The following is a 24,007-nucleotide window of genomic DNA, read 5'->3' on the forward strand; positions in this document are numbered from 1 at the left end:
CTCCCGGCCTCAGGCGGCAGTGCCGATGCGCTGCAGGCGGTAGCTGCCATCCAGCACGCCGTTGACCCATGCCTGGTTGTCCAGGTACCAGTCGACGGTGAACGTGATGCCCTGCTCGAAGGTGTAGGCCGGTTCCCAGCCCAGGTCGTTCTTCAGCTTGGAGGCATCGATCGCATAGCGGCGGTCATGTCCGGGGCGGTCGGTAACGTAGGTGATCTGGCTGCTGCGCGGCTGTCCATCCGCGCGCGGGCGGCGCTGGTCCAGCAGCGCACAGATGGCCTGCACCACTTCGATGTTCTGCTTTTCCGAGTTGCCGCCGACGTTGTAGGTCTCGCCGACCTGGCCCTTGGCCAGCACGGTGCGGATCGCTTCGCAGTGGTCGGACACGAACAGCCAGTCGCGCACCTGCTTGCCATCGCCGTACACCGGCAGCGGCTCGCCAGCCAGCGCCTTGGCGATCACCAGCGGGATCAGCTTCTCGGGGAAGTGGTACGGGCCATAGTTGTTGGAGCAGTTGGTGGTCAGTACCGGCAGCCCGTAGGTGTGGTGGAAGGCACGGACCAGGTGGTCCGAAGCGGCCTTCGACGCCGAGTACGGCGAATTCGGGGCGTACGGGGTGGTTTCGCTGAACTTGCCGGTCTCGCCCAGGGTGCCGTACACCTCGTCGGTGGACACGTGCAGGAAGCGGAAGGCCGCGCCCTGTTCGTCCGGCAGCGCCTTCCAGTAGTCACGGACCGCTTCCAGCAGGCCCAGGGTGCCCACCACATTGGTCTGGATGAAGGCACCGGGACCGTCGATGGAGCGGTCAACGTGGCTTTCGGCGGCGAAGTTCACCACGGCATCCGGCCGGTGTTCGGCCAGCAGGTTCGCGACCAGGGCCTGGTCGCCGATATCGCCCTGCACGAACAGGTGGTTGGGGTTGCCGTCCAGGCTGGACAGGGTCTTCAGGTTGCCGGCGTAGGTCAGCACATCGAGGTTGATGACCTTGACGCCGCGCGCGACGGCCTCGAGAACGAAGTTACCGCCAATGAATCCGGCGCCGCCGGTGACAAGCCATGTGGGCACTACCTGTTCTCCTGATCGAAATTCATCCAAGGAGCGCCCACGGGCGCCCCAGCGCAGCGTGACAGGATACATCCCGATGGCCTTCACGACCGCCTGCGTGACGTGAACACGCGCTCGCGGAGGTGCATTTTTGCCGCGCCGCAACATAACCATACGCATTCGCATGGTCACCCCAAGCCAGCTAGAATCGGGGTCCCACCCCCGAACCGGTTGCTGTTCCAGGACCGGACGTTCTCCCTGTTACTGAAGGACCCCGTACCAGATGAAAATCCTCGTCGCGTACAAGCGCGTGGTGGACTACAACGTCCGCATTCAGGTCAAGCCGGACGGTTCCGGCGTGGTCACCGACGGCGTCAAGCTGTCCCCCAACCCCTTCGATGAAATCGCCCTGGAAGAAGCCTTGCGCCTGCGCGACAAGGGCATCGCCAGCGAAGTCGTGGTTGCCACCATCGCCCCGGCCGACGCCCAGGCGCACCTGCGCAACGGCTTGGCCATGGGCGCCAACCGCGCCATCCATGTCGTCACCGACCAGGCCATCCAGCCGCTGACCGCGTCGCGCACCCTGCTCAAGCTGATCGAGAAGGAACAGCCGGACCTGGTGATCCTCGGCAAGCAGGCCATTGACGACGACGCCAACCAGACCGGCCAGATGCTGGCCACGCTGTGGGGCCGCCCGCAGGCGACCTTCGCCAGCAAGCTGGAGATTGCCGACGGCAAGGCCACGGTGACCCGTGAAGTCGACGCCGGCCTGGAAACACTGGAAGTGGATCTGCCGGCCGTGGTCACCACCGACCTGCGCCTGAACGAGCCGCGCTTCATCAAGCTGCCGGACATCATGAAGGCCAAGGCCAAGCCGCTGGAAACCCTGCAGCTGGCCGACCTCGGCGTTGAAGCCGCCGACACCTTCAAGACCATCCAGTACGCCGCGCCGTCCAAGCGCAGCAAGGGTGTGATGGTCAAGGACGCGGCCGAACTGGTTGCCGCACTCAAGCAGAAGGGGCTGCTGTAATGAGCAAGATTCTCGTCATCGCCGAGCACCACGACGGCAAGCTCAACGCCGCCACCGCCAAGACCGTCAGTGCCGCCGCCGCCATCAGCGGTGCCAGCATCGACGTGCTGGTGCTGGCCGCCGACCCGGCCGCCGTCGCCGCCGAAGCCGCGAAGATCGCTGGCGTCGCCAAGGTCCTGACCGTGGCCAATGCCGCCAACGCGCAGGCCATCGCCCAGGTACTGGCACCGCAGATCGCGCAGCTGGCCAAGGGCTATACCCATGTGTTCGGCCCGTCGACCACCTTCGGCAAGGACCTCATGCCGTGCGTGGCCGCCCTGCTCGGCGTCAACCAGGTCTCCGACCTGATGAGCGTCGAAGGCAGCCACACCTTCAAGCGCCCGATCTATGCCGGCAACGCGATCATCACCGTGGAAGCACCGGCCGACCAGATCGTAGTCGCCACCGTGCGCGCCGCGTCCTGGCCGGAAGCTGCCCAGGGCGGCAGCGCCGCCATCGAAGCAGCCAGCGTTGACGCTGCCCTGCCGACCCATACCCGCTTCGTCGGCCTGGCCGCCGGTGCCAGCGACCGCCCGGACCTCCAGAGCGCCAAGCGCGTGGTCTCCGGCGGCCGTGGTGTCGGTTCGGAAGAGAACTTCAAGGTCATCTTCCAGCTGGCCGACAAGCTCGGTGCCGCCGTGGGTGCCTCGCGTGCCGCGGTCGACGCCGGCTACGTGCCCAGCGACCTGCAGGTCGGCCAGACCGGCAAGATCATCGCGCCGGAGCTGTACGTGGCCGTGGGTATCAGCGGTGCCATCCAGCACCTGACCGGCATCAAGGATGCGGGCACGATTGTCGCGATCAACAAGGACGGCGACGCGCCGATCTTCGAGATCGCCGATATCGGCCTGGTGGGGGATCTGTTTGCGATCCTGCCGGAGCTGGAAGCCGCGCTGGGCTGACGCAGGCCCGATCCCTGCAGCCGCAGGCCCTGCCCCCGGTTGGAGCATCCGTTCCGCCGGGGGTTTTTGCTGTCTCTTGGTACGTTCGGCCGTCTTCCGGCATCCACGTCCCGGAAGCTTCCTGCTGCAGCTGGAAACGCCTGGCGCGTCATGCCGCAATCATGTAGATGAATGGAAGAGTGAGCTCGATGCTCGCTCCCGAAACCCGTGATGTGGCAGCCGGTTGGACCTGCCTGCGGGTCCGCTTCGGCCTACGAGCAGGCCACGCGATGGAGCCGTAGGGCGCTGCCCCGCGCAGGGCCCATGAATGGCGATGGGCCGCTGTGCACGCAGCCGGTAAAGCTATAATCGACGACTGCCGACACTGATCGTGGCGCGCGGCGGAAGGCCGGGAGACTCCCTGTTGCCTCCTCGCACACCATCGCGGTGTCATTCACGTGCCGAGGCAGGGCGCGCAAGGGTCCACTACGCCATGACAGAAGCGACGCCCTCTCCGCCGTATGGTGGAGAACACCCACTGGAAATCTCGGTCGTGGCACCTGTCTATGGCTGCCAGGGATGCCTGGAAGACCTCGTGGACCAGGTCGAGGCCGCGATCGCAACCCTGGGCGTCAGCTTCGAGATGATCCTGGTCGACGACGCCAGCCCCGACGGCGCCTGGGCCCGGATCGCCGAACTGGCCGCTACCCGGCCCTGGCTGCGTGGCCTGCGCCTGTCGCGCAACTTTGGCCAGCATTCGGCCATTTCGGCCGGGATAGAACACGCACGTGGTCGTTGGACGGTAGTGATGGACTGCGATCTGCAGGACGTTCCCCGCGAAATTCCCGCGTTGTACCGCAAGGCCAACGAAGAACAACTCGATGTTGTGTTCGCACAACGCCTGGAACGTCAGGACAAAGCGCTCAAGCGACTGTCTTCGTGGGCCTTTTTCGGCCTGCTGGGCTGGCTCACCGGCGTACCGCAGGACCCCAGCACGGCCAACTTCGGCATCTACCATCGCAAGGTCATCAATGCGGTATGCAGGATGCCCGAACGAGACCGTTCGTTCCCGTTGATGGTCAAATGGGCCGGCTTCCGTACTGGCAAGCTGCCGGTCCAGCACCAGGCCCGTACCGTGGGCGAAACCTCCTACACCCTGCGCAAGCTGCTTACTTTGTCGACCAACATTGCGCTGGGCTACTCGGAAAAGCCACTGCGCATGGTGGCCGGCACCGGGATCGCCTGTTCGCTGGTCGCCTTCGTGCTGGTGGCGCTAAGCCTGCTGCGCTGGTGGGATGGCGATATCGAAGTGGCCGGTTACACCTCCATCATCGGCTCGGTCTGGCTGATCGGCGGCCTGGTGATGTTCTGCCTGGGCGTCGTCGGCCTGTATGTCGGCCAAGTGTTCCGCAATGTGCAGAAGCGCCCGTACTACATCGTCGCCGACGCGGTGAACGATGCACAGGAAGCCCGATGAACCTGCTCATCGACAACGGCGAAGGACGGATCGCCGCGCGCCTGACCCCCTGGGACGAGCGCGCCCTCGGCTTCGTTACCGCAGAGGTGACCGCACTGGACGTCGCCACCGCGGCACATGCAGCGCCATTGCTGGTCGAACTCGAGCGTTGGTGCGCCAACCACTCGGTGCACTACCTCTTCGGCCGCATCGACGCCACACAACCGGTGGCCAAGGCGGCCCTGCTCCAGCACGGCTTCGCCTTCGTGGAGACCTCATTGACCGTTTCGCGCAGCGGCTTCGCCAACCTGCCCCAGGTTCCGCGCGGCATGCTGCCGACGCTACGTCCCGCAGTCGCTGGCGATGTGGCCGAGCTGCGGCAGATTGCCGCCACCGACTTCGCGCACGGCCGCTTCCTGGAAGATCCCGCCATCGACCCCCAGCGGGCCGCGTTGCGCACCGCCAACTGGATCGAAGACATGGTCACCGGGGGACTGGCCTACGTGGCCGAATCGCGCGGCCGCGTCATCGGCTTCCATGCCGAACGCATTGCTGCAGACCGCAGCAACTGCGAACTGCTGTTGACCGGCGCTTCAGGTCCCTACGCCATGCTTGCCCTCCCGTTGTGGATCACCGCGCTCGAATCGTTGGGCGCGCGTGGCATCCCGCACTGCACGACCCTCGTTTCCGCCGCGAATACGGGCATCATCAATCTGTATGCCCGCCTTGGCTTCCACTTCAACAGCACCCTGTTTGGGTTCAGGAAATTCCTATGAACGATACCGTTACCGAAGATCAGGTCGTTGCCGTGTTCGCCCGTGTGCTGGGCATCGCAGCCGACAGCGTGAGCGACGATCTGCGTTACAACACCATCCCGCAGTGGGATTCAATCGCCCATATGTCGGTGGTCGCCGCACTGGAAGAAGCCTTCGGTGTGATGATCGATATGGATGAAGTGATCGACATGAGCTCGGTGGGCAAAGCGCGCGAAATCCTGCGCAAGCACGGCGCAGCCGTTTGAGCATGGCCGGCGCCGCACCCGTCATCCTGGTCACCGGTGCATCGCGCGGCATCGGTCGCGAGATCGCCCTGCAGCAGGCCTCCCGGCATGCGCAGCTGGTACTGGTAGCCCGCGATGAAGAGGCACTGGCCGGGCTGGATGCACAGATTCAGGCGCTGGGTGCACCGGCTGGGCTCTGTGCCGCGCTCGACCTGACCGATGCCGATGCCCTCGCGGGCCTGTTCAAGCAGATCTTCGCCCGCTTCGGCCGGCTGGATGGGCTGGTCAACAATGCAGGTGTGCTGCACGAAGGCCTGCTCGGCATGATCCGTGCCGAGGACATCGACAAGGTGCTGGCGGTCAATGTCAAGGCACCGCTGATGGCGATGCAGTACGCCTCGCGCCTGATGGCGCGCAGTGGCGCAGGCAGCATCGTCAATCTGGTGTCGATCATGGGCGTCAACGGTGCCGCCGGGCTCAGCCTGTACGCTGCCAGCAAGGCCGCACTGGTCGGCGCCACCCGCTCGGCCTCCAAGGAACTGGCCCCACGTGGCATCCGCGTCAACGCGGTCTCACCGGGCTTCATCGATACCGACATGACGCGCAGCATGCCGGAGGCCGCGCACGCCAAGCGTGTCGCTTCGATTGCGATGGGGCGCGCCGGCACCCCTGCAGAGGTGGCCGAACTGGTCGGCTTCCTGCTCAGTGATGCCTCCGCCTATGTCACCGGGCAGGTAATTGGCATCGACGGACAAATGGTGGTCTGAATGCCGTTCTGGAACCTTGAACAACACGGGTCGCGAATCGCGCTGATCGATGGCGGGCAGACGCTGGACTTCGCGTCGCTGGCCCGCCTTTCCGACCAGCACGCCGCGCGGCTGCCCGAAGGACGCGGCATGGGCCTGCTGTGCATGCCCAGCCATACCGAGGCCGTGGCGCTTTACCTGGGCGCTCTGCGCAGCGGGCGCCAGGTTCCACTACTGCTGCAACCCGACACCGATCCGGAACTGCTGGCAGCGCTGGTGATGCGTTACCAGCCTGACTGGGTCGCCGCCACGGGTCCCGCGCCGGATGGCTACCAGACCGTGCATCAGGGCCAGGCGCTGGCCTTGCATCTGCGCGTCGCGGGCCCGGTCAACGAAGTACCACACGCCGATCTGGCGCTACTGCTGAGCACGTCCGGCAGTACCGGCTCGTCAAAGCTGGTGCGATTGTCCGCGGCGGGTCTGGACACCAATGCCAACGCCATTGTCCAGTACCTGGGCCTGCGTGCCGATGATCGTGCGATCACTACGCTACCGCTGGCTTACTCGTTCGGCATGTCCATCCTCAACAGCCACCTTGCCGCTGGCGGCTCGGTGGTGCTGAGCGAGGACAGCCTGATGACCCGGGAGTTCTGGGACAGCGCCCGTCGCCACGGCATCACCTCGTTGTCCGGCGTTCCGGCCACCTTCGAGATCCTGCGGCGCATGGGTCTGGCCCGCCTGCAGCTGCCCAGCCTGCGCATGCTGACCCAGGCCGGCGGCCGCCTGCGCGATGAACTGGTCGCGCATTTCGCCGAATCCAGCCAGGCCCATGGCCTGGAGTTCTTCGTGATGTACGGACAGACAGAGGCTTCTCCACGCATCAGCTATGTTCCGGCTGCACGCATCATCGACAAGGTCGGCAGCATCGGTGTACCGGTTCCTGGAGGCCGCATGGAAGTGGATGCAGCGACTGGCGAACTGGTCTATTCCGGCCCCAATGTGATGATGGGCTATGCCACCACGCGTGCCGATCTGGCCAAGGGTGACGAGCTGCAGGGAGTGCTGCGCACCGGTGACCTGGCCCGCGTTGACGAGGACGGCTTCCATTACATCACCGGACGCGCCAAGCGCTTCCTGAAGATCTCCGGCAACCGGGTCAACCTCGACGAAGTCGAGGCCATGCTGTCGGCAGCGCTGCGCCAGCAGATCGTCTGCTCGGGCGACGACGACGACCTGGTGGCATTCAGTCACGGTGCCCAGGTCGCCGAGCAGGCGCAGGTACGCCAGCTGGTGCAGGAACGCTACAAGCTGTTCGGTGGCCACGTCCGTACCCTCCATCTGGATGCGCTGCCCCTGATGGCCAGCGGCAAGGTGGATTACCAGAGTCTCCGGCAGATGGCCGGACAAGGAGCTGCAAGGTGACCCTGCCCGCCGCGCCGGCTGCCAACGCGGCCGCTGCCCTGGAAGTCGACGTCTTCGGCCTGGACCGCAGCCAGAAACGTACCTGGCTGCTGGAAGGCCTCAATCGACTGACCCGCCACCATCAAGCGCAGTGCGCGCCGTATGCACGCATACTCGACGGCCTATGGCCGGCCGACGATGCGGCCAGTCTGGAGCAGGTGCCGTGGTTACCGGTCCGCATGTTCAAGCTGCTGGACCTCAAGAGCATCGACGACGACAAGGTGTCGCGCACACTGGTGTCCAGTGGCACCACGGGCGCCGCGGTTTCCCGCATCTTCCTCGATGCCGACACCGCGCGCGCGCAGACCCGCGCACTGACCCGCATCTTCTCCCATTTCGCGGGCAACAGGCGCCTGCGCATGCTGGTGGTCGACGATTCCAGCTTCCTGCGTGATCGCAGCCGCTTCAACGCGCGCGCCGCAGGCATCCTCGGCTTCTCCAACTTCGGCCGTGACCATCTGTATCTGCTGGACGAAGACCTGCAACCGGACTGGACTGCACTGGAGCAATGGCTGCAGGCACATCCGGATGAGCCCGTGCTGTTGTTCGGCTTCACGTTCATCGTCTGGCAATCGTTCGTGCAGGCAGCACGCCGTGATGGCCGGCAGATCCGCTTCCCGGCCGGCAGCATGCTGGTGCACGGCGGCGGCTGGAAGAAAATGGACGAGCAGAAGGTCGACAACGTTGCCTACAAGGCCGCGCTGTCGCAGACCTTTGGCATCGAACGCGTTCACAACTACTACGGCATGGTTGAACAGGTCGGCTCGATCTTCTTCGAATGTGAGCATGGCCACCTGCACGCGCCGGCCTACGCCGACGTGATCGTTCGCGACCTGCAGGACCTGCATCCGGCGCCACATGGCACCACCGGTGCGATCCAGGTGCTGAGCCTGCTGCCCGAAAGCTATCCCGGCCACAGCCTGCTGACCGAAGACCTTGGCGTGATTCATGGCGAGGACGACTGCGCCTGCGGCCGCCCGGGCAAGCACTTCGCCGTGCTTGGCCGTATCAAGAACGTGGAAATCCGCGGCTGCAGCGATACCCGCACGGTACCCAACGCATGACCAGACTGCTCTTCTCGATCCACCCGGACGCCACGCTGGATGCGGAACTGGCACGCCTGTCGGTACTGCCACCGCTGCTGCCGTTCAGCGCGCCACTGCGCGAGTTCGTTGCGGACTTCTCCCGTCGCGTATTCACACTGCCGCAGCTGCGCCAGCATCCCGAGTTGGCCACCCTTGCCCACTGGTTCCGCGGCGCCGCGGTCAATCAGCTTTCGCAGCGCATCGGAACGCGCCCGACCGAGCTGGATCTGGCCCGAGGACTGGTCTTCCATCTTGCTCCGGCCAACGTGGACGTCCTGTTCGCGTACGCTTGGCTGATGTCGGTGCTGTCAGGCAACACCAATGTGGCCCGCCTGTCGCAGAAGCAGAGCACCCAGCGCGATGCGCTGGTCTCGATCCTGCATGACATGCAGCATGAAGGCCTGCATCCACAGGTACTGGAACGTGCGGTACTGTTGACGTATCCGCATGACGATGCGATCACCACGGCGATCTCCCGTCACTGCCATGCGCGCATCATCTGGGGCGGTGACGCCACGGTCGCCAAGATCCGCTCATTGCCGATCGCGCCACAGGCTCTCGAGCTGGCCTTCCCGGACCGGTTCGGCGTGGCGGTCATGCGCGCAGGCACGCTGATCGAAGCCAACGATGCCGATCTGCAGGAACTCGCCCATCGCTTCTGCAACGACGTGCTCTGGTTCGGCCAGCAGGCCTGCTCTTCGCCGCGCACCCTGTACTGGGTTGGCGACGAGGCAGAGACCGCAGCGGCCAAGGCACGTTTCTGGCCGGCGGTACGCACCCAGGCCGCCAGCCTGGACGACGAGCCCGCAGCACTGATGGCCCGGGTGACCGATGCCAACCTGCTGGCGGCCACCGGGCATGGCGTGCATTCCGCCGATGCCATCGGCCTGTATCCGCTGCGCCTGGAAGCCTCGCGTGCCGATGGCGGGATCCGCGAGATCCAGTCTGGCCACGGCCTGGTGGTGGAGATCGAGCTGCCCACGCTGGATGCGTTGGCGCCACAACTCGACGACCGTGACCAGACGCTTGTCCAGCATGGTTTCACGGCGTCCGACCTGCGCGGCTTCCTGTGCGGCCTCCGCAATCGTGCCATCGACCGCGTCGTACCATTCGGCCGCGCCCTGGACTTCCATCCGGTCTGGGACGGCACCGACCTGCTCGATGTCCTTACCCGCAAGATCACCCTGCCTGCGACCTGATCCGATGAGCTATGTTTTCATTGCCCTGACCATCCTGCTGACCGTCTACGGCCAGCTCATGCTGAAGTGGCAGGTCAGCCTCAATCCCGGGGCGACCATCGACGGCCTGAACCCGCGCGCGGTCATCACCCTGCTGCTCAATCCCTGGGTGATCAGTGCCTTCGCGGCGGCTTTCGGCGCTTCACTGTGCTGGATGGCGGCCATCGGCCGGATGCCGCTGAGCAAGGCCTATCCCTTCACCGCGTTGAGTTTCCCACTGGTGGCAACCCTTGCCGTATGGCTCTTCCGCGAGTCCTTCGACTCGCATAAGATCGCCGGCACCGCCTTGATCATCCTGGGCGTCATCGTCCTGTCTCGCTCCGGAGCCTGAACCATGTCGCAGAAGACCGATGGGTTGCACGCAGTGCTATCACACCCAGCGGTCTACGACCTGCTGCAGAACCTGTTGGGGGCCCGACGCTCCCGCGCCCGGCTGATCCGCGATCACATAAGGCCGCGTGCCGGTGACCGGGTTCTGGACATCGGCTGCGGCACGGGTGAGCTTTTCAGCCAGATGCCCGATGGCCTGCACTACGTCGGCTTCGATCTCTCCGAAGCCTACATCCAGGCGGCCCGCCAGCGCTTTGATGGGCGTGCACGCTTCGAGTGCATGGACGTGGCCGACTACCAGCTGACCGGTGGCGAGCAGCAGCAGGCCGATCTGGTACTGGCCATCGGCATCCTCCACCACCTCGACGACGACCGCGCCCGTGCGCTGATGCGTACCGCGCGCGCGGCGCTCAAGCCAGGCGGCCGCTTCATCTCGCTTGACGGTGCCTATGTCGAAGGCCAATCAGCCATCGCACACGCGTTGATCGCCCGTGACCGCGGGCAGAGCATCCGCACCCCCGACGCCTATCGGGCCCTGGCCGAAGCCGAATTCTCGGCGGTATCGGGCCGGGTCAGGGGCGATATGCTTTACGTACCCTACACCCACTACATCATGGAATGCGTGCGCTGAGCTGCGGCCCAGTCACGTTCAGGAGCAGCAGTGATTCCGTTCAACAAGCCGTACATGACTGGCCAGGAGCTGGTCAACATCACCCACGCCCATGCCAATGGTCATCTCAGTGGCGACGGCCCGTTCACCAAGCAGTGCCACGCCTGGTTGAACGAGCGTACCGGCGCGCAGGCTTCGCTGCTGACGCACTCGTGCACTGCTGCGCTGGAAATGGCGGCCCTGCTGCTGGACCTGGTTCCGGGCGACGAAGTGATCATGCCGTCCTACACGTTCGTTTCCACCTCCAACGCATTCGTGCTGCGCGGTGCGGTACCGGTCTTCGTCGATGTCCGCGCCGATACCCTGAACATCGATGAGACGCTCATCGAAGCGGCCATCACGTCACGCACCAAGGCCATCTGCGTAGTGCACTACGCCGGCGTCTCATGCGAAATGGATGCAATCCTGGACATTGCGGCACGGCATGGCCTGGCAGTGGTGGAAGACGCCGCGCAAGGCATCATGTCCACCTACAAGGGGCGCCCGCTGGGCACCATCGGCGATCTGGGCGCACTGAGCTTCCACGAGACCAAGAACATCATTTCCGGCGAAGGTGGGGCGCTGCTGTGCCGCGACCGCCAGCATGCCGAGCGCGCCGAGATCATCCGCGAGAAGGGCACCAACCGCAGCCGCTTCTTCCGCGGCCAGGTCGACAAGTACACCTGGGTGGACCTGGGCTCTTCCTTCCTGCCCGGTGAGATCACCGCTGCATTCCTGGCCGCGCAGATGGACTCGGCCGAGGACATCACCCAGCGCCGCCTTGCCATCTGGGAGCGCTACCACCGATGGGCGGCCGCGCACGAAGCAGAAGGACGTCTGACCCGTCCGACAGTTCCAGCGCACTGCAGCCACAATGCGCACATGTACTACATGCTGCTGCCGTCATTGGAAGCTCGCAGCCAGTTCATCCAGGAGATGAAGGCGCGGGGCGTGCAGACCGTATTCCACTACATCCCCCTGCACTCCTCTCCGGCGGGCACGACCTACGGTCGCACCGGCTCGCCGATGACCGTGACCGATGACATCAGCCAGCGGCTGGTGCGCATGCCGCTATGGATTGGCGTGGAACCGCAACTGGACGCGGTCATGGAGGCAGCCGACGCGGCACTGAGGCAGTACGCATGAGTGAGGCCCACAAGGCACCCGCCAGGCTGCTGACCCGGCCTGGCATCGGGTCGCTCGCGTTCATGCTGCGCGCGTTCGGCGTGCTGCTTGCAATCGCCGCCTCCTGCAACGCGTTGTTGTTCAGTGATGCTGTCGCTACACCGCTGGTGCAGTCCGATGCCTGGTATTTCCTGGAAAGTTTTCTGCCGCGCTACTTCGACGGCTCGCTGACTTTCCTGGACCTGTTCATGCAGCGCGGCGTGGGCGACCATGCTCAACCGCTGCAGAAACTGGTACTGCTGTTCCACACCAAGTACTTCGACATGGACTTCCGCGTTGAAGGCCTGATCGGAATCCTCGTCGGTATCGCCTGGTGCTGTGCCGTGGCACGTGAAATGCCACGCCACGCACTGGCCAGTCCGATGCGCAATGCGTACGCCTGGTTGTGCATCGGCCTGGTCTTCGCGCTGGGCCTGTCGCTCAACAGCTCCAACATCTTCACCTGGCCGCTGGCAACGCTTGGATACATCCCACTGCTACTGGGCGCGTTGTATTTCTCGCTGGTGATGACCCAGCTGCAGCAGGCCCGCCCGTGGCTCGTGTTTGCTGCCACGCTGCTGCTGGGGCTGTGTACCGACGAGATCGCGCTGGTAATGGTGATCGCAACCGCGCTCGCCTGCGTGCCCCTGCTCACCGCCTCGCGGCGCGACAAGGCAACCGCCCTCGTTGCTGCGGTGGTCGCCTTGATGCTGGTCCGGGGTTTCCTGTGGTGGGTCGCCATGCGGGCAGGCACGGGTGCAACCATGCTGCCCAGCCGAAGCCTTGCCGAATCACTGTTGACCGCCGATGCATTGAAAGGATTGCTGATTCCGTTCTCGGACGGCCTGATCCATCTGGAACTGTTGTCGGCTCGATTCCCCAAGGCCACGCAGGCAGCGGTCCTGGTCTGCGCCGGAGCCGTACTGGCCCTGCAGGTGTTCTTCTGGGTGACCGTATTCGGTGCCTGGCGGAGGCGTACCTACAACCGGACACTGGCGATGGCCACGTTCCTGATGCTGGTTGCGTATGCACTGACCGCTGGCATCATCCTCAGCCGCGTGCCGGCATTCGATTGGAACTACCTGCATCAGCCCCGCTATGTGATGTCCTATCAGATCAATCTGGTCGCCATCGCTGTGATGTTCCACTACCGGCTGACACGTTCCGGTGCATCGGCGCCGGCTTCGGCGCACACATCACCCAAGGCCCGCTTCGTCGAGCAGGGCGGCATCCTGCTGCTGATCGCCGGCCTGCTGGCCGTGCAGTGGCAGGCATCGCGCTACAACTGGAAGCTGCCGCATTACCTGATCCCCTACTGGCAGAACACCGCCCTGGCCATGCAACGCCTGGCCACCGATCCGCGCACGCCGCCGACCGCCTGCCCCGACATCATGACGGTGTGCGGTTACCCCGAGGAAGAGCGGGTCAAGTTGATTTCGCTGCTGGTGGACAAGCAGCTGAATATCTTCTCCAACCGTTTCCAGATCCGGAACCGCCTGTATCCGTCACTGGCAACGGTGCCGGGTTTTGGCCCCGGGGCGGTACAGGAGCAGCGCTTCGATCATCGAATCGCTGGCGCGCCGGTCAAGGCATCGCTGCTTGCGGAGCCGCTTTCCGGATCCTGCGCCGATGACACCTCCGCTGTACAGCCGGTGCGCATCCACCTGGACACCCGTGACCTGGCACCATTCGGCGCCCAGCTGTGGGTCGATTCGGTCGGTGCGCAACGCACGCTGCTGGCAAGCACTGCTCCGGCGGAGCCAGCGCTGACCGTGGAGCATGCGCTCCCCGATCACTCGGTACTGTCATTGGTCCGCTCGGACAGCCAAGGGGTCCTGGCCCAGCAGCAGCTCGATCTGCCTCTTTGCACAAGCAACTCCACAGCACGCTGACGCTGAGCCACAACACCCCGGCCAAAAAAAAAAGCCGGTGCGGACTTCAGCGCACCGGCTTTCTTAAGCCTTCCTGGCGCTGCCCTTTCTCAGCGCGCTTCAACCACGTGCGTGGGCGGCTTGCGCTTCAGCCGCGACAAGGGGCGATCGATCAACACGACGATCAGCCACGAAAGCGCGACCGTGGCCGCGAACGCTGGGAGGAAAAAGGTTGTGAACGGACGAGTGAATCCGCAGGCACAGACGAACCAGGCTGCCACCGTGGTGTGGATCAGATAGATCGGATAGCTCAGGTCGCCCAGCATTTTGTCCAGCTTGCCGCCACGTTGCTGATGCAGTGACACCACCATCCACGCCGAAAGCAGCAAGGACGCATACAGGCCCCAATCCCACGGCCAGCTCGGCACGAAGAACCAGACCGCTCCATGCAGTAACCAGGCCGCGCAGCTGATGGCCGGCATGCGGATTCGCGCCAGGGATTCACGGTAATGGCAGACCAGGGCGCCCGTCGCGAACGGCAGCAGGCAAGGCAGGAAGGTGGCGTAGCGCTCACCGAAGCTGTCCTGATGGATGCCAAGCTTGAGATTGATAAGGGCGCCGATGACCACACCAAGTGCGGCTGCACCACGTGAGGTTGCCATCATCGGCATCAACAGATAGAAGCCCACTTCAATGGCCAGCGCATTCGCCACCGGAACCGGCAGGCCTCCGCGGGTAATGCCCGGGAACAGCGTGACAACGTAGGCCCAATCCTGCAGGCCACGAGGCATGTGGAACTCGCCATTGATCGGGCGCAGGTCAATGCCGACGCTGCCATAGTACCAGAGCGTCAGCAGGCCCATGATCGCGGCCAGCCAATACAGCGGGAAGATCCGCATGAAGCGGTTGAACGCATATGCCTTCAGGCCGGTGCGATCAAAGCCGTACTTGGTGGTCAACACCAGCGTCATCAGGAAGCCGCTGAGCACGAAGAATGCCCATACCGCGTAGGCGGCATATCCATGCGGCATGTTCGACCACAAGTGGGACGCCGCGACCAATGACGCGAGGACGAACCGGCTTGCGCCGAATCCAAACACAGGCATTTTCAAGGAACTGCTCCAATGGGCAGGAAACGAGGACGCAGGGTCGGCATGCCGTCAACGGGACGGGCATGCGGTGGCTACCGCGCGAACAGTGGCAAGGGTATTGCCGTTGCCGTCACTGAAGGTCAATACCGAACCGTCATTGATCCATGGTCCGGTGACCTCCGTGCCAGCAGCCGCACCTTCCACCCAGACCTTGGGTGTCTGCGTGAGGCTGCCAACCGTGATCTGCACGAAGGCGGCGTTCGGAACCTCGGACTTCCATACCACCTGCACCTCGGCTGACGCACCGGCCGCGCCGCTGCAATCCAGCTTGAGTACTGTAGGTTCGACCATCATGCCTGCAACACTGGCATGGACCAGGTTCAGGCCGGCAACGGACGCGTCAGTCACAGCAGCCTGCATGCCGGGCGCCTCGGACGTGGTTCCGACAGCTCCTGCGCGACGGCGGCCAGCCTCGTCACAACAGGCCGTCAGGGCCAGCGCCAGCACGCATGCCAGCAGCGCGCGCGATTGAATCCCCATGCAGTGCTCCCTACCCATCGCCACCGGAGGGCGGCGGAAACGAGGCATTCTTACCCATGCGCACCACAGCGTAAAGCCCGCGTTCACGTCCCCCGCAGCCCCGGCGATTGGCCTCGTCCCCGCCAGCGTCAGTGCGGGCGGGGACGAAACGGTGCCTCAGCGTGCCGCAACAGCGGCGGTCAGAATCCGGCGCAGTGCGTCATCGGAGTAGTGCTGTGCAATGAATGCTCGGCCGCCATCAGACACCTGCTGCCACCGCGCATCATCGCCCAGCAGCGACACAATCTGCGCAGCCATGCCTTCAGCGTCCTCAGCGGTGGGCATGAATGCCGACGCATTGCCCAAGCCCTGCATGCCAATCGAGGTAGTCACGCACGGCAGGCCATTGCGCAGGCTTTCCAGCACCTTGCCCTTCACCCCCCCGCCGAAACGCAACGGCGCAACCGCCACGCGCGCACGCCGGTACCAACCGGCCAGGACTTCGTCACTGACGTATCCGGTCACATCGATGCGTTCAGACGCCATCGCCTGGATTTCCGGACGCGGGTTGGAGCCAACCAGGCTCAACCGGACCGACGGTACCTGTGCCTGCACTCGGGGCAGCACTTCGCTGACAAACCACTGTGCCGCGTCGACATTGGGCGCATGCGCGAAGCCGGCGACGAACAGGATGTCATGGCGTTGCTCCGGGCCCGGCACATCGGCATCGGCAACAGGCTCATAGGCGTACAGCGGAATGGTCTCGGCGCGGGTCCCGGCCGATGGCGCATGGCTGGCCAGCCACGCACGTACATGGGCGGTTTCGTCCGTGGACGGATACAACACCACATCTGCCTGCTGCCAGAGGGCGTACTCGAAATCACGGAAGCGCGCGGCCTCACGTGCCAGGTCCTCATCCGGCTGCAGCTGCAGCTGCTGCTGCATGCGCAGGTGATGGATGTCGTGTCCGTAATAGACGAGGGTGGCCCTGCTATGGCGGCGTACGCTGGCTACCAGCTCAGCCGACACATGTGGCCGGTTGAGAATCACCACGTCCAGATACTGGCCATTAGCGGTCATCCAGGCCTCGAACCCAGCCGCGCCAACACAGCCGACCCCATGCATCACTTCGATGCCCTTGCGCTGCAGTGGCGGCGCGTACTGGTCATCGTAGTAGGCATTGGCGGGCCAGAAGGTTACCTGGCATCCCTCTTCCAGCAGGGTATGCAGCACCTGGCAGGTCGCACGCGAGCCGGCATCGCGGTCAGGCTGCGGAATATAGTGGTCCACCACCAGCACGTGGCGCTTGTTGCGCGAACGGTCCCGCGCCAGGAACACATGCTCGCCATTGGCGAACTGGCCCTGCTCCAGGGTCGGCATCCAGCGTGCGAGGAACTTGTCACGGTTGACCGCCTGCCATGCCTTGACCCCACTGCCCTCATCGGTGCCGCTGGACACGCCTTCGTAATGCACCACGACCGATGCCGGCTGCATGTAGACCTTCAACCCACGCTCGCGCACACGGAAGGCGATGTCGGTGTCTTCGTAGTAGGCAGGCGCAAAATGCTCGTCGAAGCCACCGAGCTCCTGGAACAGCTGCAGCGGCAGCATGATCGAGGCACCGGAGATGTAGTCTGCTTCCTTCAGATAGCCATAGGCCGGCAGGGATGGATCCTGCAGGCGCCCGAAATTCCACGCGCTGCCATCTGACCAGACGATGCCACCGGCTTCCTGCAGGCGGCCATCCGGGTAGACCAGTTTGGAGCCCACCAGGCCGGCATCCGGATGCGACTGGAAAACGTCCACCAATGTATCCAGCCAGCCCGGTCGCACTTCGGTGTCGTTGTTGAGCAGGTAGACGTAATGGCCCTTGGCCAAGGTCAACGCCTGGTTGCAGGAGCGCAGGAAACCGAGGTTCTTCGGATTGACGTGATAGCGCAGGCCCGGAATGCTGCCCAGCGCATCGATCCGCGCATCACCGGAAGCGTCCTCCAGTACCAGTACCTCGAACGATACGCGTGCACCCACGCGCGCGATCGAGGCCACGCAGGCCAGGCTCTGCTCGTAGTTGCCGTAGGTAGGAATGACGATGCTGACGACCGGATCCACGACATCGGCAAAACGCAGGCTCTGTTGCACCGACTGCGGGTCGCGGTGTACTTCTTCCAGCAGCAGCCCATCCAGCGGAGCAGGAACCGCTGCTGCCTGGCTCAGCAGCATGCGCTTGGCCATCGGAACGAAGGGCTTCATCAAGGGATGGCGAGCCAACCCGGAGTTGCGTAATGACTGCAACACCGCGTGCCACTCGCCTCGCAGCACGCGGCCTACCAAGCGGATCGGCTTGGTGATGCGCCAGGAGCGGGAGGCGATCAGCGAGGCAGTCAGGGCCTGCAGTGACTCGAGCTCGGCACGATACGACTCCAGTACCGCTGAGACGTCCTGCGACTCTCCTCCCGCAGCCAGCCCTCCTGCCGCCGCCGGCTGGGTGACCCCGGAACGCTGGATCAGCTGCTCGATCTGCGCATGCTGCTGCTGCAGGGCGCTGCGCGCGGCATCGGTCAGACCGGAGATGGTGTTGATCTGCTGCTGCAGGTGCGCGCGCGCATCCCAGATTTCGGCCATCGCCTTTTCCAGGCGGTCGGCCCTGGCCTTCTCGGCAGCCAGTGCATCCTGCTGCGCTTGTTGCTGCTCACGCGCCGCATCGAGCTGGCCATGCAGTTGAGCCACCACACCCTGCTCGCGTACCACATGGCCGCGCAGCTCACCGATTTCGGCGTCCTGCGCCTGCGCCCAACGCGCTACTTCATGGTGGTGGGCGTAGAGGTCTTCGGCTTCGGTATACAGGATGGACGCGGGCAACTGCGGTAGCAGCGAGGCATCGGCTGCGGCCACGACGACGAAGTACACCGCATCGGGAATCACCGCGGCGCGCTCCTGCACACCCTCGCCGGTATCGGTCAACGCCTGGTACACCGGCTGTGCCGGACCATCATCGAGCAGGGTGATGGTCGAACAGACCGACATGCGGTGCCCGCACAGGCGCGAGGCAGGAAAATGCCGCGAGACCAATGCCTGGAACTCACCCAGGTACAGCTCCTTCACGTGGTACTCGTTGTGGTAGCCAGCGCGGTCGGAGTAAACCTCCTTGTTCGGGGAGGACATGATCATCACACCATCCGGCCGCAGCACGCGGCGGATCTCGGCCATCATCTCTTCCTGCTCGTACAGGTGTTCGATCGTCTCGAACGAGATCACGACGTCAACACTGGCGTCCGGCAGCGGAATCGCTGCAGCCGACCCCTGCAGGTACTGCAGGTTGGTGCGGTCGGCGTAGCGCTCCGCAGCGTGCGCAACGGCGTCATGGGAAATGTCCACGCCCCTGACCGAACGCGCGCGGCTGGCCAGCATCGCGCTGCCATAGCCTTCGCCGCTGGCCACATCCAGCACGTCCTTGCCTTCCACCAGGGGCAGGCACCACGCATACCGGTGCAGGTGCTCCTGGCGGATGACACCCTGTTCGGTGGGGACGAAACGTTCGCCGGTGAACTCGATCATCAGGATTCCTTGGTGACATCGATGGCCAGCATGGGCAGGCCCACCAGGCCGAAGCGCATCGTCTCGTCGATCGCGCGGAACTCCAGCGCGTCGTGGATCCAGTGCTGCTGGGTGTGATCGTGCTGGTCGCCGGAGGCCACCGCAGCATCGATCATGTAGGAGCCGGATGGCATCACCGGCATGCGGAACAGGAACGAGGCGACGATGCTTTCACCCGCCTGGCCGCCCACGGGGCTGTCCTTGCAGGCGAAGTAGCTGTTGTCGCCGAACAGGCGCTGCCCCAGGCGATCCTTGACGTAGAAGCCGACGATCACGCTGTCCAGCGCCTGCACCAGTTCGACACGGATGCGCAGCCGGACCAGCTCGCCGCCCTCGGCCATGCCCAGCGGCGCCCCCGCCTCATCGTTCAGCGCCACATCAACGATGCGCGCACCCTGGGCACCAAATTCCTGCCCTACATTGTCCGGATCGAACTGGAACAACGCGATGCGGTTGCTGGCGCCAGCGGCCTGCAGCGCCTCCAGGCGGAAGTCCGGCGCATCTGTGGCCACGCGTTTTTGTTTCTTTTCGACCACCACGTCGTCCACGCCCGTCTCGCGACGGCCTACCACGTGCTGCTCGGTCATGTACGCTTCGATCACTTCCTGCGACGTGCCCGAAAGGCGCATCTGGCCGTGCTGCAGCCACACCGCGCTTTCGCACAGGTTGGTTACCGCGGCCGCGTCATGGCTGACGAACAGCAGCGTTCCGTTCTTCTGGAACTCGCGCAGGAAGCGCATGCATTTCTGCGAGAAGAAGGCGTCACCTACGGCCAGCGCCTCGTCGATGATCAGGATGTCGGCATCGACATGAGCAATCACGGCAAAGGCCAGGCGTACCGACATGCCGCTGGAATAGCTGCGCACTGGCTGGTCGATGAATTCACCGATGTCGGCGAAGGCCAGGATGCTGTCCATGCGCGCTTCAATCTGCGGCCGGGTCAGGCCGAGAATCGTGGCGTTGAGATAGACATTCTCACGCCCGGTGAATTCGGGATTGAAGCCGCTACCCAGCTCAAGCAGGGCCGCGACCCGCCCTTTGACTGTGATGCGGCCCTCGGTCGGGTTGAGGGTGCCGGCGATCATCTGCAGCAGGGTGGACTTGCCCGAGCCGTTGCGGCCGACAATACCCACCGTCTGCCCGCGGCGGATCGAGAAACTGACGCCACGCAGCGCCCAGAAATCCTTGTAGAAGGATTTGCGCTTGCCGGCCAGGGCCTGCAACAGGCGGTGCGAGGGGCGTTCGTACATGTGGTACGCCTTGCCCACGCCCTGCACATCGATGACGATGTCGCCGTCGGTCAGCTCAGAGGACATCGGCAAACCCCACGCGCAGCTTGTTGAACATGCGATGGCCCAGCAGAGCCACCGCGCAGGCGATCAGGGTGTAGACACCGAGGCCGGCCCAGTCGGGCAGGCGGCCCCAGATCACCACTTCGCGTACCTGGTCGATGATGAAGGTCAGCGGGTTCAGCTCGAACACGATGCGATAGCTTTCCGGCACCGATTCGACCGGCACGATGGCCGAAGACAGGAACAGCATCGCCGCCGCCATCACCCCGGCGAACTGGCCGATGTCACGCAGGTATACGCCCAGCGACGAGACGATCCAGCCCACGCCAGCGGTGAGGATCACAAGCGGGATGACTACCACCGGCAGCAGGATGGCCGTAGCCGGGATACTGCCCTTGATCGCCAGCTGCAGCAGCAGCAGCACCACCATGTTCATCAACAGGTGGAACAGCGCCGAGAAGGTCATGCTCCACACCAGGATGTCCAGCGGGAACACCACACGCTTCACGTAGCCGGTGTTGGCTACGATCAACTGCGGAGCGCGGGTGAAGCACTCAGCAAAGAACCCGTGCACGGTCAGGCCCGCGAACAGGATCAGTGCAAAGTCGGTGGTCGATCCGGTCGATCCCGGCCAGCGGCCTTTCATCACGAAGCCGAAGGCCAGGGTGTAGACCAGCAGCATCAGGAAGGGGCTGATCAATGACCACAACAGGCCAAAGCTGGCGCCACGATAGCGGCCCAGCACTTCGCGCTGGCTCAGTTCGAACGTCAGCGAACGATGCTTGCCGAAAACCGAGAGGATTCCCATCAGCCGGCCTGCTGCACCAGCGCCCGTTCCAGATCCACCTGCAGATCCCCCAGATCCTCCACACCCACGCTCAGCCGCACCAGCGCATCGCTGATGCCCAGCTGTTCCCGCCGCGCGACCGGGATCGAGGCGTGCGTCATCACCGCCGGATGGTTGACCAGGCTTTCCACGCCACCCAGCGACTCGGCCAGGGTGAACAGCTCGGTCTTCTCGCAGAAGCGCTTGGCCGCCTCGAAACCGCCCTTGAGGACGATCGAGACGATGCCGCCGTAGCCGCCCATCTGGCGGGTCGCCAGCTCATGCTGCGGGTGCGACGGCAGGCCCGGGTAGATCACCTTTTCCACCGCCGGATGCTTTTCCAGCCACTGGGCCAGGGCCAGCGCGTTGGCGCAGTGCGCCTTCATGCGCAGCGGCAGGGTCTTCAGGCCACGCAGGGCCAGGAAGCTGTCGAACGGGCCCTGCACGCCACCCACCGAGTTCTGCAGGAAGGCCATCTGCTCGGCCAGTTCGGCGTTGTCGCCGACCACGACCATGCCACCGACCATGTCCGAGTGGCCATTGAGGTACTTGGTGGCCGAGTGCAGCACCAGGTCCGCGCCCAGCTCCAGCGGGCGCTGCAGCATCGGCGAGGCGAAGGTGTTGTCGACCACCACGATCAGGCCGTGGCGCTTGGCGATGGCGGCCACCGCAGCGATGTCGACGATCTTCAGCATCGGATTGGTCGGGGTCTCGATCCAGACCATCTTCGTCTTTGGCGTGATGGCTGCCTCGAACGCGGCCAAGTCGGTCAGGTCGACGAAGCTGAAGTCCAGCCCGGCGGTGCGGCGACGCACGCGCTCGAACAGGCGGAAGCTGCCGCCGTAGATGTCGTCCATCGCCACCACGTGGCTGCCGGCGTCCAGCAGCTCGATCACGGTCGAGCTGGCCGCCATGCCCGAAGCGAAGGCGAAGCCACGGGTACCGCCTTCCAGCGACGCCACGCACCGCTCATAGGCGAAGCGGGTCGGGTTGTGGGTACGCGAGTACTCGAAGCCCTGATGCTCGCCCGGGCTGGACTGGGCATAGGTCGAGGTGGCGTAGATCGGTGGCATCACCGCGCCGGTGCTGGGATCGGGCGACTGACCGCCGTGGATGGCCAGCGTGGCCAGGGCCAGGGCGCGATCCTGGGAAGTAGCGTTGGACATGTTCTTTCCTGAGGGGCGCCGACACGCGGCGCCATCGAAGGTGCGGAAGTCTACCAGCGCGGCCTTAACGACCTTTGACGCGGATAAACCGGGATTCAGCAGCGAACGTCTGCGATCAGCGGCTTATTGCACGCGACGGCGCAGATAGTTCAGCAGGTCGATACGGGTGATCAGGCCCAGGAAAGTGTCGCCGTCCATCACGATCGCCACCTGGCCGCGGTCGAACACCGGCAACAGCGCCTCGATCGGCGACTTCACGTCCAGCCGGTCCAGCTTGCTGACCATGGCGGTGGCGACGGTGTCGCGGAAACGTGCCTCATCGCCATACACATGCAACAGCACGTCGCTTTCGTCGACGATGCCGACCAGCTGGTCGCCGTCCATCACCGGCAGCTGCGACACGTCGTACAGCTTCATGCGCTGGTAGGCGGTGGTCAGCAGGTCGTTCGGTCCGATCACGACAGTGTCGCGCTGGCCGTACGGGCGCAGGATCAGGTCGCGCAGGTCGCCGTGCTGCGGGCGCTGCAGGAAGCCGTTGTCCAGCATCCAGTAGTCGTTGTACATCTTCGACAGGTACTTGTTGCCGGTGTCGCAGACCAGTACCAGCACCCTCTTCGGCGTGGTCTGCTCCTTGCAGTACTTCAGTGCCGCGGCCAGCAGGGTGCCGGTGGACGAGCCGCCCAGGATGCCTTCCTTGCCCAGCAGCTCGCGCGCGGTGTGGAAGCTCTCCGCATCGGTGATGGCATAGGCCTTCTTCACCCGACTGAAATCGGAAATCGACGGCAGGAAGTCCTCGCCGATGCCCTCCACCAGCCAGCTGCCCGACTTGTCGTTCAGATTGCCGTCGTTGATGTACTCGGCCAGGATCGAGCCAACCGGGTCGGCCAGCACCAGCTCGGTCTTCGGCGACAGCTTGGCGAAGGCGCGCGACAGGCCGGTCATGGTGCCGGAGCTGCCACAGCCGAACACGATGGCATCGAGGTCGCCGCCCATCTGCTCGAGGATCTCCGGGCCGGTACCGAATTCATGCGCGGCCGGATTGTCCGGGTTGCCGAACTGGTTGATGAAGTACGCGCCCGGGGTCTGCTCGGCAATGGTCTTGGCCAGATCCTGGTAGTACTCAGGGTGGCCCTTGGCCACGTCCGAGCGGGTCAGACGCACTTCAGCGCCCATCGCCTTCAGGTTGAAGATCTTTTCCCGACTCATCTTGTCGGGAACGACCAGAATGAGCTTGTAGCCCTTCTGCTGGGCCACCAGGGCCAGGCCCAGGCCGGTGTTGCCAGCGGTGCCCTCGACCAGGGTCGCGCCAGGTTTCAGGTCGCCGCGCTTCTCCGCCGCTTCGATCATCGACAGGCCGATGCGATCCTTGATCGATCCGCCCGGGTTGGCGCTCTCCAGCTTCAGGTAGAGCTCGCAGACGCCGGTGTCCAGGCGCTGGGCCTTGACGATCGGGGTCTGGCCGATGAGTTCGAGGACGGAAGAATGGATGGGCATTCGGAGGACTTTCGGTTCGCGCCACGCAGGG

General features: G+C 64.6%; 21 protein-coding genes. 13 read left to right on the forward strand and 8 right to left on the reverse strand.

The features are described from left to right. Positions 1-9 precede the first annotated feature (9 nt). Positions 10-1,065 carry a dTDP-glucose 4,6-dehydratase gene (rfbB, locus tag ARC63_RS06740; RefSeq protein ID WP_057502861.1) on the reverse strand — a complete coding sequence of 352 codons (1,056 nt, stop codon included), beginning with the start codon at positions 1,063-1,065 and terminating at the stop codon, positions 10-12. 262 nt (positions 1,066-1,327) lie between these two features. On the opposite strand from rfbB, the gene ARC63_RS06745 reads away from it, so the two are divergent. The 13 genes from ARC63_RS06745 (at position 1,328) to ARC63_RS06805 (ending at position 14,015) form a co-directional block, all read left to right on the forward strand. After that, a complete protein-coding gene (locus ARC63_RS06745) occupies positions 1,328-2,074 on the forward strand; it encodes an electron transfer flavoprotein subunit beta/FixA family protein (protein ID WP_057502862.1) in 747 nt (248 codons plus the stop codon). Next, positions 2,074-3,015: an electron transfer flavoprotein subunit alpha/FixB family protein gene (locus ARC63_RS06750; protein ID WP_010480667.1), complete on the forward strand. Its 942-nt coding sequence runs from the start codon at positions 2,074-2,076 to the stop codon at positions 3,013-3,015. Before ARC63_RS06745 ends, ARC63_RS06750 begins: the two co-directional genes overlap by 1 nt. Before the next feature lie 532 nt (positions 3,016-3,547). Further along, a complete protein-coding gene (locus ARC63_RS06755; protein ID WP_010480666.1) occupies positions 3,548-4,471 on the forward strand; it encodes a glycosyltransferase family 2 protein in 924 nt (307 codons plus the stop codon). After that, complete coding sequence (locus ARC63_RS06760; protein WP_010480665.1) at positions 4,468-5,226, forward strand: GNAT family N-acetyltransferase; 759 nt, start codon at positions 4,468-4,470, stop codon at positions 5,224-5,226. Before ARC63_RS06755 ends, ARC63_RS06760 begins: the two co-directional genes overlap by 4 nt. Next, the gene (locus ARC63_RS06765) at positions 5,223-5,471 is read left to right on the forward strand and encodes an acyl carrier protein (protein ID WP_010480664.1); all 249 of its coding nucleotides are present in this window, start codon (positions 5,223-5,225) and stop codon (positions 5,469-5,471) included. The genes ARC63_RS06760 and ARC63_RS06765 overlap by 4 nt, the downstream gene beginning before the upstream one ends. A gap of 2 nt (positions 5,472-5,473) precedes the next feature. Then, the gene (locus ARC63_RS06770) at positions 5,474-6,217 is read left to right on the forward strand and encodes an SDR family NAD(P)-dependent oxidoreductase (protein WP_057502863.1); all 744 of its coding nucleotides are present in this window, start codon (positions 5,474-5,476) and stop codon (positions 6,215-6,217) included. Beyond that, positions 6,218-7,618, forward strand: a complete 1,401-nt coding sequence (locus ARC63_RS06775) for an AMP-binding protein (protein WP_010480660.1) — start codon at positions 6,218-6,220, stop codon at positions 7,616-7,618. Continuing rightward, positions 7,615-8,721 (forward strand): LuxE/PaaK family acyltransferase, encoded by a 1,107-nt coding sequence (locus ARC63_RS06780; RefSeq protein WP_057502864.1) that lies wholly within the window; start codon positions 7,615-7,617, stop codon positions 8,719-8,721. The genes ARC63_RS06775 and ARC63_RS06780 overlap by 4 nt, the downstream gene beginning before the upstream one ends. Further along, positions 8,718-9,941 carry an acyl-CoA reductase gene (locus ARC63_RS06785; protein WP_057502865.1) on the forward strand — a complete coding sequence of 408 codons (1,224 nt, stop codon included), beginning with the start codon at positions 8,718-8,720 and terminating at the stop codon, positions 9,939-9,941. The genes ARC63_RS06780 and ARC63_RS06785 overlap by 4 nt, the downstream gene beginning before the upstream one ends. A 4-nt stretch (positions 9,942-9,945) precedes the next feature. Continuing rightward, positions 9,946-10,311, forward strand: a complete 366-nt coding sequence (locus tag ARC63_RS06790) for an EamA family transporter (RefSeq protein WP_010480655.1) — start codon at positions 9,946-9,948, stop codon at positions 10,309-10,311. Positions 10,312-10,314: 3 nt separating this feature from the next. Then, on the forward strand, positions 10,315-10,941 hold the full coding sequence (locus tag ARC63_RS06795) for a class I SAM-dependent methyltransferase (protein ID WP_057502866.1): 627 nt from the start codon (positions 10,315-10,317) through the stop codon (positions 10,939-10,941). Between the two features lie 30 nt (positions 10,942-10,971). Then, positions 10,972-12,105 carry a dTDP-4-amino-4,6-dideoxygalactose transaminase gene (gene rffA, locus ARC63_RS06800; protein ID WP_082587823.1) on the forward strand — a complete coding sequence of 378 codons (1,134 nt, stop codon included), beginning with the start codon at positions 10,972-10,974 and terminating at the stop codon, positions 12,103-12,105. After that, the gene (locus tag ARC63_RS06805; protein ID WP_057502867.1) at positions 12,102-14,015 is read left to right on the forward strand and encodes a hypothetical protein; all 1,914 of its coding nucleotides are present in this window, start codon (positions 12,102-12,104) and stop codon (positions 14,013-14,015) included. The genes rffA and ARC63_RS06805 overlap by 4 nt, the downstream gene beginning before the upstream one ends. Before the next feature lie 89 nt (positions 14,016-14,104). Here ARC63_RS06805 and ARC63_RS06810 read toward each other — a convergent pair whose 3' ends face one another. From ARC63_RS06810 to ARC63_RS06840, 7 genes are all read right to left on the reverse strand, one after another. Beyond that, on the reverse strand, positions 14,105-15,100 hold the full coding sequence (locus ARC63_RS06810) for an acyltransferase family protein (protein WP_231298599.1): 996 nt from the start codon (positions 15,098-15,100) through the stop codon (positions 14,105-14,107). Between the two features lie 54 nt (positions 15,101-15,154). Next, the gene (locus ARC63_RS06815; RefSeq protein ID WP_057502869.1) at positions 15,155-15,505 is read right to left on the reverse strand and encodes a hypothetical protein; all 351 of its coding nucleotides are present in this window, start codon (positions 15,503-15,505) and stop codon (positions 15,155-15,157) included. A 276-nt stretch (positions 15,506-15,781) separates the two neighbouring features. Beyond that, on the reverse strand, positions 15,782-19,159 hold the full coding sequence (locus tag ARC63_RS06820; RefSeq protein ID WP_057502870.1) for a glycosyltransferase: 3,378 nt from the start codon (positions 19,157-19,159) through the stop codon (positions 15,782-15,784). After that, a complete protein-coding gene (locus ARC63_RS06825; RefSeq protein ID WP_057502871.1) occupies positions 19,159-20,514 on the reverse strand; it encodes an ABC transporter ATP-binding protein in 1,356 nt (451 codons plus the stop codon). Before ARC63_RS06825 ends, ARC63_RS06820 begins: the two co-directional genes overlap by 1 nt. After that, entirely contained in the window at positions 20,504-21,298 is a 795-nt protein-coding gene (locus ARC63_RS06830) for an ABC transporter permease (RefSeq protein ID WP_010480643.1), read from the reverse strand. The genes ARC63_RS06825 and ARC63_RS06830 overlap by 11 nt, the downstream gene beginning before the upstream one ends. Continuing rightward, on the reverse strand, positions 21,298-22,482 hold the full coding sequence (locus ARC63_RS06835) for a cystathionine gamma-synthase (RefSeq protein ID WP_057502872.1): 1,185 nt from the start codon (positions 22,480-22,482) through the stop codon (positions 21,298-21,300). Before ARC63_RS06835 ends, ARC63_RS06830 begins: the two co-directional genes overlap by 1 nt. Positions 22,483-22,605: 123 nt before the next feature. Next, positions 22,606-23,976, reverse strand: a complete 1,371-nt coding sequence (locus ARC63_RS06840; protein ID WP_010480640.1) for a pyridoxal-phosphate dependent enzyme — start codon at positions 23,974-23,976, stop codon at positions 22,606-22,608. Positions 23,977-24,007: the final 31 nt, after the last annotated feature.

Source organism: Stenotrophomonas geniculata ATCC 19374 = JCM 13324 (genome assembly GCF_001431625.1).
Lineage (GTDB): Bacteria > Pseudomonadota > Gammaproteobacteria > Xanthomonadales > Xanthomonadaceae > Stenotrophomonas > Stenotrophomonas geniculata.